Origin of the sequence: Vulcanisaeta sp., from assembly GCF_049966235.1 — an archaeon.
Taxonomy (GTDB): domain Archaea; phylum Thermoproteota; class Thermoprotei; order Thermoproteales; family Thermocladiaceae; genus Vulcanisaeta; species Vulcanisaeta moutnovskia.
In genome coordinates this window covers 235,252-248,247 of the sequence record NZ_JBMFVA010000002.1, presented here as the reverse complement: position 1 = coordinate 248,247, position 12,996 = coordinate 235,252, and the positions used below count along the sequence as shown (strand labels likewise).

Genomic DNA, 12,996 nt, shown 5'->3' with positions numbered 1-12,996 from the left:
GGCTTCCCCACAACGGTTTTCTGCTGACCTAACCTATTATTAATCTCCGTGAGTAACTCATCCCTGGTCTTACCCGTTGGGTCTATGCCCAACTTCCTGGCAACCTCAATAAGCTCAGGCTCCGGCTCATTCTCAGCAGCACCACGCTTAAACTCCCTAATTGACTGACCAAGGCTCCTAGCCAACTGAGGAATCTTACTCGGACCCCAAATAACAAGGACAATAAATGCTATGATAATCAAAATCAACGTCTGAGTATCAATAATTAATAGCATACCCATCAACATAGGTATCATGAGTTAACTTAAAAACTTTGCTAACAATTATATGAAAATTCTTACCTGAATTAATAAATGAAATTGAATGTAAGAGTAAAGACATTAACCCTTTATTAAAAGTAGAGCTGAAATTAACCATCATAACCATTATAAACTCCTAACCAAGTTTCTATGAATAACCACTAATAAGGCTAAGGTTACCAATGTTAGGAGCGGCAGCACTATTAATGAATAGTGGATTAATTCGATAGCATTGATATCAAATACACTCATAACAATCATCGCCATTGGTGAAACACTAAAGGCAGGCGCTGTACAAACTCCCAATCCACAGGCCGAACCGATAAATGCCGCCGTGCCCGTAGACGCTGCAATACTCACGGTACTACCAATAGCACTACCTAACCTACCAATTATGCGCTTGGTCGCGATCCTCAACTGCAGGTAAGAAATACTAACTATTAACCACGTACTCAATACCAGGTTAATAATGCCTATTATCATGAACGTTAAATTAACTGGATTAATTAATAGGGAATTATTAGGGGTTATGTAATTATAATTCGTTACCCTCAGAATGCCTGAACTAACTAGGTAAGTAATCACCGCTGGTATCAACAATAATAGGTATAATTGAATTAATTTTTTATTGATGAAAATATCGAAAATACCGTGAGAATGGTAAACCCTTATCATATCACGCATGACAAACCTCACTAATGATGAACTATACCTATAGACCAAAAACGCACCCGATACTAAAAGTAATATCACACCAACCATTACCTCGAGATACTTACTAACGAGAATCCTAACATTAACAGCATTAATATAACCCATTAAGAAATCAAGTGGGGTCAATGCCAATGGTAATATCACAGTAAATACTACAAAAACATACATGATCAATAACGCAACACCCTCATTACTCATAATCCACCACCTTCAATATCGTCATATTAAATTTAAAGTAATTTAATTATGTATTTTAAATGATCCCTATAAACACATGATTCACATATTCACTATATAAATAACAAGATATTACTTAACTATTTGCCTATTGAATTTAAAATAACAAAGAAACTTAGTTTAAATATATAATCATTTACTGACCCGTAGTATGCCAATAACAATTCCATCAATAGGAGAAAAATTCCCCGAGCTAAATGTAGTGACTACACACGGACCAATGAAACTGCCGGATGCCTTCAAGGGCAAGTGGTTCATACTCTTCAGCCATCCAGGTGACTTCACGCCAGTATGTACCACAGAGTTCGTGAGCTTTGCCAAGCACTACGACGATTTCAAGAAGTTAAATACAGAGTTAATAGGACTTAGTGTTGATACGGACATCAGCCACATTGAGTGGGTGCAGTGGATTGAGAAGTCTTTAGGCGTTAAAATACCATTCCCAATAATCGCCGATCCACTGGGCAACGTCTCAAAGGTCTTAGGAGGGTTACATGCAGAATCGGGTACAACTACTGTTAGGATAGTATTCATAGTTGATGACAAAGCGACAATAAGAACAATACTGTATTACCCACTGGAACTTGGTAGGAACATACCAGAGATACTCAGAATAGTTAGGTCGTTACAGCTCATTGATAAGTATGGTGTTGTTATGCCGGCGAATTGGCCGTACAACGAGATAATTGGCGAAAATGTGCTGAATCCACCACCGCACCATGTTGAGGAGGCTCCAAAGAGACTCCAGCAGTATAAGGGCTATGCTTGGTGGTTAACCTACAAGGAGTTGCCGAAGGATGAGGTTGAGGAGACCAAGAGGATTATTAAGATTAGAATTGAGTAAAATTATTAATGTTGTTGATCTTAAAAATATAAATAAGTCATTATTTTATGAATTCTTGGACCTCTCATGAAGTTTAAGGGAGAGACCTTGTTTGGAAGTGGCATTGTTAATGGTGAATTGGTGGTTTATCGTGAGTCACTTTCCTTTCTTGGGGATGTTGATGGTAAGAGCGGTACCATAAGGACCATTAACACTAGTATTGTGGGTAAGATACTGGTAATACCGAATTCGAGGGGTTCTACCGTAGGTCCCTACGTCATGTACCAACTGAGTAAGTATGGTAAGGCACCATTGGCAATACTTAGCGTTAAGGCAGATACCATGCTCATCATTGGCGCCATTATGGCGCAAATACCAATAATGACCAATTTATCCAAGGAAATTCTTAACCTGAGTAGTGGAATTGCGGCACACGTAGACCTAGATAAGGGTGAGGTTTATGTCAGTGAGTCCTGAGGCTAGGCTGGCATTATTATTGCTTGAGGAACTTGAGCTAAGGAATGGTAAGGCAAAACTTAGGTACTTAAAGGTGTATAGAATGATGATGTATTGGCTTGGTCGTGAGTATGTTAAAGCAATACTCAATAAGCTAGTCTCGACTGGTTACATAAGTATTAAGGATGATGAGGTCGAATTACTACGTAGGTTCAAAACCGATAAGAACCAGGTGCGGGTATATAGGGAGGCTAGAGACATTATCATTAGTACTTACTTATTAATGCAACGTTCACTGAGTAAATAGAGTAGCTCAAGGACCTTCTCATTATATGCATTGAGAACCCTTAACTCATTAATTGCCCTATCTACATTAAATGATGAGTTAATTAGTAAACCACCGAGAACCCAGATCACAGAGTCAAGGTTAAGCGGTGGTATGCCGCTGAGTCTACCAATCTCACTCCATACTCCCTGTATTTCTCTCCTGCGCCTAGTCATTAATTCCCTCGCTAGGTCAGTCACCTTGTTGGAATTACCTATAATCGGCATTAAACCGCTGCATATTGTCATAACCGTAACCCTATAATCAACTGGTATTGGTATATCCATTGGAACCGATAAATCAAGACCGCAGGCCCTACCCACGTAATAAGCCATCTTAACTGCAAACACTATGGTCTTTTCATCACCATGCGTGTTGGTTATCCTCGAAAGTAATCTCCATAGTGATGCTAGGTCATTAAGATAATTACTAAGGCTTAACCTAGCTATTTGTGAGCAGGTACTCCGAATCCTCTTCACCTTTGAATCCCTATACCGAGCTAAGTACCTACTATTCATTACGTAATTAATGAAGTCCCTACATAAATCGACTGGCTTATTCCCAATAAAGTAATTGGCAAAGTAATTCCAGTGATCCTCACCCTTACCCGTTAATTGATAACTGACTAGGGCATTAAGTATTGTTAGTTTTAGGATCTTGTCGACATCATGTTCCAACTCACGGCATAGCCTAGTCACAGCGGCATATTGAGGATCCCTCTCCTCGAAGCCCCTAACCCAAACAATACCAAGTTCACGTAATATACCCGCTATTCTCTCCTTAATACCACTCATCCTCAACCCCGCATTAACTTACGAATTGAGTAGAACCTCCAGATAGTTATTAATGTAATGACTTGACCCCAATCAAGGTAGAGGAGTGGTTTACCCACGGTGATCATAATGTAAGCGAACGGGTAAATAATTATGGGTGCACCTATTGTGAATAGATAAATGTAGTGGGTAATCACATAGGAAATGCCGTAAATAATGCCAGAGGAGTCAAGTACTATTGATGGTTTAATAATATAGGCGATGTATGTAATTATCCACGCAAGGAATAATAGGGATGAAATTCTCCACATGTATAGGTAGGTCGGTAAATAACCAACATGGATTATACTCCCAGATCTGTAAATCACGTAACCATAAACCCTAGACTCTAGGGCAAATGCCTCACCAAAATTAGAAAGACCCAGTGGAAAGAACAAAATCGTAATCACTACACCAAGTATGAACCCTCTCCTAATCCTCGTCCTTACGTCATCACGCCTATTCACAATATCATTACTACCCATTATTAAATGCCCTATTGAGTGGTTATTAAAGAATCACGCTAAATCAACCTGTACAAGCCGGTTATTAATGTATAGTATAGTGTTAAGCCTATGAGTGACCATAGGACCACCGATATTACTATCATGACCTTACTCCTAAATGCTTGATTCTTTATCACATTTGCGAGTAAGGCATCTAGGAATTGACCACCATCTAGTGGATACGCAGGGAAGGTATTAAGTAAGGCCAGGGTTAGATTCAACGTGTATATCCAAAACATTAGGTTATAGAAGGACCTACTCTCAACAACGACACCCCACGGACTTATATAAAGTGCTGAGTAACCAAGTAATTCCATTGTTAGGTTCCTCGTACTTAAGACCTCATTAAATACAGCACCATTTACTGGGTTAAAAATCGTTAACGTAACATTATTTGAACTAACGGAACTAAGTATTGAAATTAATGTGTAGATACTGGCTATGGGATGGTTATTCACCGCCGTTATTATATAACCACCCTTGAGCACGGCATCCGTAGAATTAGCCGTATAAACGATCGTCGTACCTAAAAGACCCTGGGTTAATTGAGGACTTATTAGGGCTAATTCCACAAGAGCCACGGCTAAGTAGGCTAGTACTATATTCATGAAGACACCGCTCGAATATACGGCAAGCCTTATGAGAGTGCTTCTACTTCTTAATTCATCCTCATCAATCTCAACAAAACCACCAAATGCCAGAAATAAAAGCGCGAAGGCACCTCCTGACTTTATCCTTATACCGTACCTCGATGATACCGCCCCATGAGCAAGCTCATGAAGTAGTATTCCAATGCCTATGGCCACTATTATGTAGATGAACGTATATAGCGAAACAGTAACACCAGGTATTAATGGCGCCAATGGTGTGAACCCCTTCTCCACAGTCTCTATGGGGCTTAACCTATGCATCATGGCTACTATCATTAAGACCATGTTCTTAAACATTAGATAGAGCATTGATGGTAAACCCCACCCATTAATGCTCATTATTATTAGTGGTATTGGTACGATAATAAACATGGAAATTGAGAAGAGACCTACCGTTAATACAATGATAAGCCAACTCGGGATTCTACGTAATAAGTTACCAAGTGGTGCTATTACCTCCTTAACCAACTCCTCATCCTTAAGCATGATAAACACCCCGTAATAAACCTTAACCGGTACCCTAACACCAAGAAGTCTCAGTAGGTATATTATGCCGACAATCACGAACCAAGCTGCAATAACAATTATCAAACCAAGGTATTGCATAACCACTCACCCAAACCTCAGTATAGAACCTACGCCGACATCATGGGCATTCCTATAACTACTCACCAACTCCTTCCTCAATATGGGTCCCGTACCATGCAGTGGATAAACACCTCTCAGATCTCTAATGATATCCCTTAATAATGCGCCCTGGTATTCGCTTATTGATGTAGCCCCTAAACCACCCACGAAGTACCTAATATCTAATTCCCTGAAAAACTTCATTATTTCATCGTCGCTAATAAGCCATAGGTTCAATCCACAACCACTAATTAGCAAATTATGGCTTGGTAAATAAATAAGTAACTCACCAACTCTCCTATTACCAACTCTAATAAACTCAACAGTACCAAAACTAAGTTTAACCTTCTCTCTGCCGCCAACCTCAATAACGTCAAGACCAAGTTCATCCAGTTTATTCCTAAGCTCGAACCCATGTATCGTATTATCAACAGGCATTATAACCGTGGATACACCCGTCAATGCTTCAATACCACCCCAGTGATGATTAACTGGTGTCGTTACAACAAGCAGCCTAGGTTTAATGTTAATACTCAATACTTTACTATTACTGATTAATTTATTAATACTTGAACAGGCATCAATTAATAACTCATTATTAATAAGTAATGATATAGAATTATCCCCCTCCACGTTAGGCGCCTTAACCTCATTATCACATATTACGCTTATTGCTAATTTACCATTAGCGTTCATTTTCACTAGGTGAATAATTATGTAAGAAAATAAATCTTTTCTCACACCCACTGACACTTGGTAAGGTTTTAAATGGGTATTAGAGTTAAAAATGGGATGTTTACTCAACAAAACAATCTAAGGAGTAAGGTACTTAGGTATCTATGGCCAATACTATTCACAATAGTATTCGCATTAGTTGGGGCTTGGGGTAATATATCCCATGAAACCTCTATCACGTACATAATAGTTATTGCATATCTGGCAATATTCTTTGGAATAGTCATAACAATAGGTATTAGGAGTACCAGAGTTAGATTTAGGGAGATTGAGGAGTACATGAAGTCCACAAAGTCGGGGGCTATAGAAAAGCTTACACGTGATGATTTCATGAAAGCCATGGAAAAGGACACTGAATATACCCAGGAAATGAATAAGTTCGTAAAGTCTCAGATGAAAAACTTAGTGATTCTCATGGTCGTCCTAATAGGATTACTAATGCTCTATACATACGTACTTTCAGGACCATTTATTACCCTGGCAAAGTACATATCAAATGCTGTAAATATTGGTTACTACCTAAAGCCCTGGTTTACACAAACCATTGAGGAAGCCAACCTATACTATGCATATTTCATTGATTACCTAATATACTTTGGAGTCTTCTTCGTACTTATGTACGTAATATTTAGAATGATGAGGATGCCCTTCATGACGACCAACGTACAAGTAACTGATTACCCATACACAGTAACTAAGGAATTAATAATCTTTAAGGATGCAATGCTCATAGACGGCATGTACCTACTCAAGTCGCCAATACCTGTTAAGCAGATAATAATTAATGAGAAGCGTAGATTCATAGAGTTCCAACTATCAAAGCCACTATCTGGACTTCCATATACCAAGATAAGGATTTATCATAAATCACCAAGGGAATTATGGGATAAGGTGATGAAGAATTTATTTAAGGTCGAGGATAGCACTGCCAAATAATTTTGAATTAATAATGCTTGATAAATGAATTTTAAATTAACCAAATAGACTCGCAAGGCCGGCTGCGATCTCCTCCTCGCTCGGACCCTCCTTCTTCTCTTCAGCCTTCTTCTCCTCAGCCTTAGTCTCAGCCTTCTGCTCACCACCAGCCGCAGCACCACCTGCCTGAGCAGTGGTTGTGGGGGCAGCGGCCACGGGCATTGCAGCCGCCGTCTTTATTGCCTCATCAATGTTGACCTCCTTTAAGGCAGCAACTAGCGCCTTAACCCTAACCTCATCAACCTGTATCCCAGCTGCCTGTAGAACCTTAACCACATTCTCCTCACTAATGGGCTGCTTACCGTAGTGCAATAGTAATGCTGCATATACGTACTCCATATCTCCTCGACATGTCACTTGAAAACCGCTTTAAAAACATTACTTAATTCAATAGATCATAGGATGCCGAAGAAAATAATCATAGTAACAGCCGAGTGGGACTACTTTAAGGATAGACTAAGTAACCTATGCTCACAATTAATTAAGGCTGGTATTAACTGTGAAATTAAGGACTATAGGGATCCTGAGGCCATGCGATTAATAATTAAGTATGGGGTTAGTAATGGTATTGTAAGAATACCACAAATATACCTTATCAATGATTATGAAGTTAAACAAATTAAATATTATATTACAAATGACTTAAGGCTTATTATGAATGAACTTAGTAATTATTCGTAATTAATTTAAGGATGAAATATGGCCGGGGTAACCCACGACCTTCATAGGCCCGCTCGTCGGGTCTCTGTGTGGTTGATTAATAGTGTTGAAATTATTTAATAATTTTTCGCCACTATAAGCCCTGGAACCGGGGCTGTCTCTTCTCCTTGAATGCCTCGATACCCTCCTGAAAGTCCTGGCTATATCGCAGTAGTGCGAAGGTCTTCCTTTCAATGTCAAAGCCAATCCCCATTGGCGAGTCCTGGATGAGTTTAATAGCCTCCTTCAATGCCTTAATGGCCAGTGGCGATAGTGACATTAAGTCCCTGGCTATCTCCATAACCCTATCATAAATCCTCGCTGACTCAACAACCTCATTGAGTAGACCAAGCTGCAGCGCCTCCTCCGGCTTAATCCTCCTGCCAAGAAGTAAATAATACTTTGCGCGGAGTGGGCCGAGTGACTTTACGATCCTTGTTAAACCACCGCTAGCCGGCACCATGCCAAGCCTTATCTCGGGAAGCCCTATCTCCACGTCTGGCGTGCCTATCCTAATGTCGCATGCGAGGGCTAATTCCGTGCCTGCGCCAAGTACGTAGCCCCTAAGGAGGGCTATTGTTGGTTTGCTGAGGTTCTCCACGGCCTCTATCGTTTTACCCCAGTTAATTAGGTCATTTGGTGTTGTGTTTAGGAACTCGGTAACGTCGCCACCAGCCGAAAATGCCTTGTCACCACTACCCTCAAAAACCACAACTCTCACATTATTATCCTGCTCTAACTCATTAATTATCCTGCCCAGGTCCATCCTCATTTCAAGCGTTATTATGTTAAGCGGTGGTCTATTTATTACGACCTCGGCGACGCCATTGTTAACCCTAACTAACCAACCACTCGAGTAGGGCCTCTCCACAGATTCTGAATCAAAATAACCCATTTTAAATGAGTACTGAGATTAACACATTTGAGTAAGTCCTTTTAATTAGTTATTCTCGCTTCATGTTAATATGCATGGTTATGCCGGTAGGATATTATGGATTAATCTAAGTCGAAACAACACAAGAGCGGAGGGTATTAATGAAGGTAACGCCAGGCTCTTCATAGGAGGTAGGGGATTAGGGCTTAAGATAATCTTTGACCTAAATCTAGGCCTTAATAATATTGATCCATACGGTGCTGAGAACCCGTTAATAATAACTACAGGCCCACTGGGTGGAACGAGGATACCACTGGCCACTAGAGCCGCTGCTATATTTAAGTCACCACTTACGAATAGGTGGAGTTACTCCACAGTTGGTGGAACCCTGGGCGCCTACATGAAGTATGCAGGTGTTGATGTAGTAGTGATTACTGGAATAAGCCCGAGACCTGTTCATTTAGTGATTAATGATGGCCGAGTTGAGTTTAGGGATGCCAGGGAGTTATGGGGTTTGGATACTGTCGAGACTGAGCACGTGATCAAGAGGGAATTTAGGGACTCCGCAGTCCTAACGATTGGACCTGCTGGTGAGAATAAGGTGCCATATGCATGTATTGGTCATGAGGATTGGAGACAGTTTGGACGTACTGGGGCTGGGGCTGTTATGGGTAGTAAGAATGTGAAGGCCATAACCTTCGTGCCGGTTGGTAAGACCGTGGATGTGGCTGACGATAAGGCTTACCAGGACTTAGTTAGGAACCTAGGTAGGCAAGCCGTGACTAACCCAGGCATGGTACCGTATAGGCAGGGTGGTACCGTGAGGTTAGTAGATACTGGTAATGGCATGGGGTTCTTCCCATCAATTTATTGGACTAGAGTAGTCATGCCTAATTGGGAGAATATCTCGTGGGAGAAGACCTTGAAGCCTAAGTACTTCATTAAAAATGGCGCATGTCTATACTGCCCAGTGGCTTGTCATAAGGTGGTTAGATCAAGCGATGGGGAGTATGACCTTGAGTATGAGACTATGATGGCTCTTGGAGGATTAACGGGAATTCATGACCCGCAGAGGCTTATTGATCTCGCTGAATTAGCTGATAGGCTTGGTTTCGATACGATAAGCCTCGGAAACACAATAGCCTTTCTAATATACCTCGGTGATAAGGGTATTATTAAGGATGCACCAAAGTGGGGTGATTATGAAGGCATTAAGCAATTAATAATTAACACAGCCTATAGGCGTGGACTTGGTGAGCTAGCTGCACTGGGTACTAAGGCCATTGCCGAGAAACTGAGTGTGCCAGACCTGGCAATTCATGTTAAGGGTCTTGAGCCTGCTGCTTACGATCCAAGAACTCTTAAGGGCATGATACTTAACAATGCTATTTCCGAGAGAGGCGCTGATCACTTATGGGCGAGTGCTTACGCCGTTGATATTGCTGGTCAGGCAGGTGGTAGGTTTGCCACGGGTGAGGATAAGGTTAGGGCTATAATGGATATTGAGGAGAGGAATGCCCTGTATGACTCAATGCTTCTCTGTAAGTTCGGTAGGGCTATATATACATGGGATGTCATTAGGGACGTCATGAATGCAGTGACTGGCTTTAATTATACTATTGATGAGCTAAGGGAGACCGCTCAGAGGATTATTGTGCTTCATAGGTACATGAATGGAACCACAATAGAACAGGATAAAATACCGCCAAGGTGGTTAAGGGAACCCGTGGAGTATGACGGTAAGAAATACGTGGTTACTGAGGAGGAGTGGTCATTCATGGTTAGGAAATACTACGAGCTCAGAGGCTATGACGAATTGGGAAAACCCAGGCAGGATACGTTGGTCAGGCTTAAGATATTGTCTCAGAGTTAAGTCCTCACAGCTCTTATTAGTAAGAATATTCCTAAATACGTTTGATATGATTCGATATTGCCAACTAACTCCTTGATTAACTCCCTTAACCACGAAATACTTCCGATACCTCTAACCGTAATCCTCATTGTGGCGTAATCCCGAACCTCCCTTGGTGCCACAATCGACACCAACAATGGCAGTGCAAACACAAGGTAAAATAACAGGACAGCGTATGTTAGTGGATTATCAGGTCTCCAAAACTCGAGAACTATAAATGATCCATCCTTTCTGAGGATCCGGCGTACCTCAATTAGAGCGAGCGGCTTATTATTAAACTGCCTTAACGCAAATGACGTATAAACAGTGCATATCGACCCACGCTTAAGCGGCAGGTACTCACTAACACCAACGACCCTATCAACCAATTCAGAGTGTAGGTTTCCCATTGACCTGAGGCCACTAATTGCTGGGTCGAGCAATATTATTGGCCTATGCCTGAAGCCGTTATTTATTATGAACCTGGTCATTGAGCCATCCCCGGCACCAAGGTCGAGTAGATAACCATTGCAATTACGTACTGAGGTCATTACCTCCTGAAAGGCCCAATACCTAAGTCTCCTCAGTTGGAAGAGCGTGATAGCCGTATTTACTAATTCATAGTTTGAATATGCAAAGACCTTATTCATTACATCCTTAAAGAATTGGGACAAGCTCACATAATCACCTTAGTAACTTCAACGAGCCAGTGACCTTATTAATTAAATCCTCAGGCCCAGGTCCAATCGCTAATACCGTGACTGTACCTGGCGGTAACTCCGTGAGACCGGCATCCTCAACTAGAAATGTAGGTAAACCCAGCTTCTCAGCCTTCTCCTTAAGCTTGAGTAACTCATCTAATGAATTAACTATCAAAACAACCTTCTTCTGACCGGAGGACTCCCAGGCCCTAAACCACTCAAGCCATTCCCTCTTACCATTCTCAAGGACTCTGAGCACAGCCCCAACGGCTCCATGAGCCACTTGAGCCGCAGTCTTACCGCAGGATATCCCAAGGTCAGCTCTAACCACAATAACCTGCTTATACATGGGTAATCACCTCAGCGAACTCCAATCACTGAGTATTTTCCTGGCCGCGTTATAACCAGGCACGCCGGTTACTTGTCCGCCAGGCCACGTACCTGCACCACCCAGGTAAAGGCCCTTTATTGGCGTTGAGTAGCCCCAACCAGGTATGGGCCTATTACTGAACATGTACTCCTCAGTCATTGGTAAGTGATTAAGGTTACCGCCAGCCAATCTAAACATGGACTCGTAATCACTCGGCGTTATTAATTCAAAGGCCTTTACACCTGACCAGTCAATATCCACGTACTCACTAAGCTCATCCCTGGTCGGTAAGCCCGTGACTATTAGGTAATTGTCATGAACCACAGTCTCTCCAAAGGGTAGTTGGAGAATTGAGTCCCTGTAATTATTCAACTCATTCCTTAACTTAATCGGCCCATTATTAACAATGACAAGCCTAGATGCACCTCCCAACTGCACGTTCATTAACCTATCAACTATGGACTTATCGAAGTATTCCTTACCAACCAGGTTAATCAATGTATTTATTGGGCTGGCGGTGGATAATACGGCCCTCGCCTCAATCCTCCTTCCATCATCAGTCAACACGCCCCTAACCCTACCACTATCAACAATTACCTTCTTAACGCCCAGGCCAAGCACGACCTTAGCACCAGCCCTCAGAGCAGCATTGTATAGTTCATGCGCGAAGACTTGAATGCCGACCTCGCCGTTCTTGGCAGGAAACCACCAATCAGTGTCGGGGTTGTAATAACCAATCATGAAAGCCGGCTGATCCAGATACGGCTCGAAAATGAACATATCCCAAAACTCCCTGGGCAAATATTGACTAAGGAATTCCCAACCCTTTGACCTAATGAACTCGCTCAACACCGGGTCATTTAGTAGTTCCTCCTTACTTGGTGGGTTCAATCTGTATAGATATTTACGTAATGCCCTATGAAAGTCCATAATCTTGTTCCACATGGCCCTTAGGTTATCGCCGAGACCCCATCTATTAAATTCGCGAATCCTATCCTCAAGGCTTCTCCACCATCTGACCAACTCACTGCCCTTAACATATACCGCAATTGGCTCAGGCTTATACTGCTCAATACCTATTCCCAACTCACTCATTAGGTCATTGGGTATTAGACCAAGTACGTACGCGCCAATGGGCACCTCAATACCACTAATCACGTGATAGCCAGCCATACCTCCTGGCCATGCTACATGGTCTATCACCAGTACGTCTAATCCTGCCTTAGCCAATACTATACTAGCAATTAATCCATTATGTCCTGCGCCAATTACTATAACATCAACCACAATTTGTAGTAATTA

General features: G+C 41.8%; 17 protein-coding genes. 6 read left to right on the top strand and 11 right to left on the bottom strand.

Features of this window, described 5'->3' with window-relative positions:
- Both ACP5L5_RS03025 and ACP5L5_RS03020 read right to left on the bottom strand, forming a co-directional pair.
- Nucleotides 1-281 (bottom strand): Sec-independent protein translocase subunit TatA/TatB (locus ACP5L5_RS03025; RefSeq protein WP_428761502.1); only part of this gene is annotated, 281 nt, incomplete at its 3' end.
- Nucleotides 282-425: 144 nt separating this feature from the next.
- Entirely contained in the window at nt 426-1,211 is a 786-nt protein-coding gene (locus ACP5L5_RS03020) for a hypothetical protein (protein WP_428761500.1), read from the bottom strand.
- A gap of 190 nt (nt 1,212-1,401) precedes the next feature.
- Here ACP5L5_RS03020 and ACP5L5_RS03015 point away from each other — a divergent pair, with 190 nt between their 5' ends.
- The 3 genes from ACP5L5_RS03015 (at nt 1,402) to ACP5L5_RS03005 (ending at nt 2,836) form a co-directional block, all read left to right on the top strand.
- Nucleotides 1,402-2,094 (top strand): peroxiredoxin, encoded by a 693-nt coding sequence (locus tag ACP5L5_RS03015; RefSeq protein WP_013603950.1) that lies wholly within the window; start codon nt 1,402-1,404, stop codon nt 2,092-2,094.
- A gap of 66 nt (nt 2,095-2,160) precedes the next feature.
- On the top strand, nt 2,161-2,550 hold the full coding sequence (locus ACP5L5_RS03010) for an aconitase X swivel domain-containing protein (protein ID WP_428761498.1): 390 nt from the start codon (nt 2,161-2,163) through the stop codon (nt 2,548-2,550).
- On the top strand, nt 2,534-2,836 hold the full coding sequence (locus ACP5L5_RS03005; protein ID WP_428761497.1) for a hypothetical protein: 303 nt from the start codon (nt 2,534-2,536) through the stop codon (nt 2,834-2,836). Before ACP5L5_RS03010 ends, ACP5L5_RS03005 begins: the two co-directional genes overlap by 17 nt.
- On the opposite strand, the gene ACP5L5_RS03000 is transcribed toward ACP5L5_RS03005, so the two are convergent.
- From ACP5L5_RS03000 to ACP5L5_RS02985, 4 genes are read right to left on the bottom strand one after another with little or no spacing between them, the layout of a single operon-like run.
- A complete protein-coding gene (locus tag ACP5L5_RS03000) occupies nt 2,803-3,648 on the bottom strand; it encodes an N-glycosylase/DNA lyase (RefSeq protein WP_428761495.1) in 846 nt (281 codons plus the stop codon). The two genes, ACP5L5_RS03005 and ACP5L5_RS03000, sit on opposite strands and share 34 nt — an antisense overlap.
- Before the next feature lie 2 nt (nt 3,649-3,650).
- The gene (locus tag ACP5L5_RS02995; protein ID WP_013603953.1) at nt 3,651-4,151 is read right to left on the bottom strand and encodes a hypothetical protein; all 501 of its coding nucleotides are present in this window, start codon (nt 4,149-4,151) and stop codon (nt 3,651-3,653) included.
- 38 nt (nt 4,152-4,189) lie between these two features.
- Nucleotides 4,190-5,428, bottom strand: a complete 1,239-nt coding sequence (locus tag ACP5L5_RS02990; RefSeq protein WP_428761514.1) for a site-2 protease family protein — start codon at nt 5,426-5,428, stop codon at nt 4,190-4,192.
- A gap of 6 nt (nt 5,429-5,434) precedes the next feature.
- Nucleotides 5,435-6,145, bottom strand: a complete 711-nt coding sequence (locus ACP5L5_RS02985; protein ID WP_013603955.1) for a hypothetical protein — start codon at nt 6,143-6,145, stop codon at nt 5,435-5,437.
- 96 nt (nt 6,146-6,241) lie between these two features.
- Between ACP5L5_RS02985 and ACP5L5_RS02980 the strand changes: the two genes are divergently transcribed.
- Nucleotides 6,242-7,120 (top strand): DUF2208 family protein, encoded by an 879-nt coding sequence (locus ACP5L5_RS02980; RefSeq protein ID WP_428761494.1) that lies wholly within the window; start codon nt 6,242-6,244, stop codon nt 7,118-7,120.
- A gap of 36 nt (nt 7,121-7,156) precedes the next feature.
- Here ACP5L5_RS02980 and rpl12p read toward each other — a convergent pair whose 3' ends face one another.
- Nucleotides 7,157-7,498 carry a 50S ribosomal protein P1 gene (gene rpl12p, locus ACP5L5_RS02975; protein ID WP_013603957.1) on the bottom strand — a complete coding sequence of 114 codons (342 nt, stop codon included), beginning with the start codon at nt 7,496-7,498 and terminating at the stop codon, nt 7,157-7,159.
- Between the two features lie 63 nt (nt 7,499-7,561).
- On the opposite strand from rpl12p, the gene ACP5L5_RS02970 reads away from it, so the two are divergent.
- Nucleotides 7,562-7,840 carry a hypothetical protein gene (locus ACP5L5_RS02970; protein ID WP_013603958.1) on the top strand — a complete coding sequence of 93 codons (279 nt, stop codon included), beginning with the start codon at nt 7,562-7,564 and terminating at the stop codon, nt 7,838-7,840.
- A gap of 112 nt (nt 7,841-7,952) precedes the next feature.
- Here ACP5L5_RS02970 and ACP5L5_RS02965 read toward each other — a convergent pair whose 3' ends face one another.
- Entirely contained in the window at nt 7,953-8,729 is a 777-nt protein-coding gene (locus ACP5L5_RS02965) for an enoyl-CoA hydratase/isomerase family protein (protein ID WP_428761492.1), read from the bottom strand.
- A gap of 94 nt (nt 8,730-8,823) precedes the next feature.
- Between ACP5L5_RS02965 and ACP5L5_RS02960 the strand changes: the two genes are divergently transcribed.
- Complete coding sequence (locus ACP5L5_RS02960; RefSeq protein WP_428761490.1) at nt 8,824-10,605, top strand: aldehyde ferredoxin oxidoreductase family protein; 1,782 nt, start codon at nt 8,824-8,826, stop codon at nt 10,603-10,605.
- Here ACP5L5_RS02960 and ACP5L5_RS02955 read toward each other — a convergent pair.
- The 3 genes from ACP5L5_RS02955 to ACP5L5_RS02945 are packed head-to-tail and all read right to left on the bottom strand — an operon-like array spanning nt 10,602 to nt 12,981.
- Complete coding sequence (locus ACP5L5_RS02955; protein ID WP_428761488.1) at nt 10,602-11,303, bottom strand: class I SAM-dependent methyltransferase; 702 nt, start codon at nt 11,301-11,303, stop codon at nt 10,602-10,604. The two genes, ACP5L5_RS02960 and ACP5L5_RS02955, sit on opposite strands and share 4 nt — an antisense overlap.
- Nucleotides 11,304-11,307: 4 nt before the next feature.
- On the bottom strand, nt 11,308-11,673 hold the full coding sequence (gene pth2, locus ACP5L5_RS02950; protein ID WP_013603962.1) for a peptidyl-tRNA hydrolase Pth2: 366 nt from the start codon (nt 11,671-11,673) through the stop codon (nt 11,308-11,310).
- A 6-nt stretch (nt 11,674-11,679) separates the two neighbouring features.
- Nucleotides 11,680-12,981: a phytoene desaturase family protein gene (locus ACP5L5_RS02945; RefSeq protein ID WP_428761486.1), complete on the bottom strand. Its 1,302-nt coding sequence runs from the start codon at nt 12,979-12,981 to the stop codon at nt 11,680-11,682.
- Nucleotides 12,982-12,996: the final 15 nt, after the last annotated feature.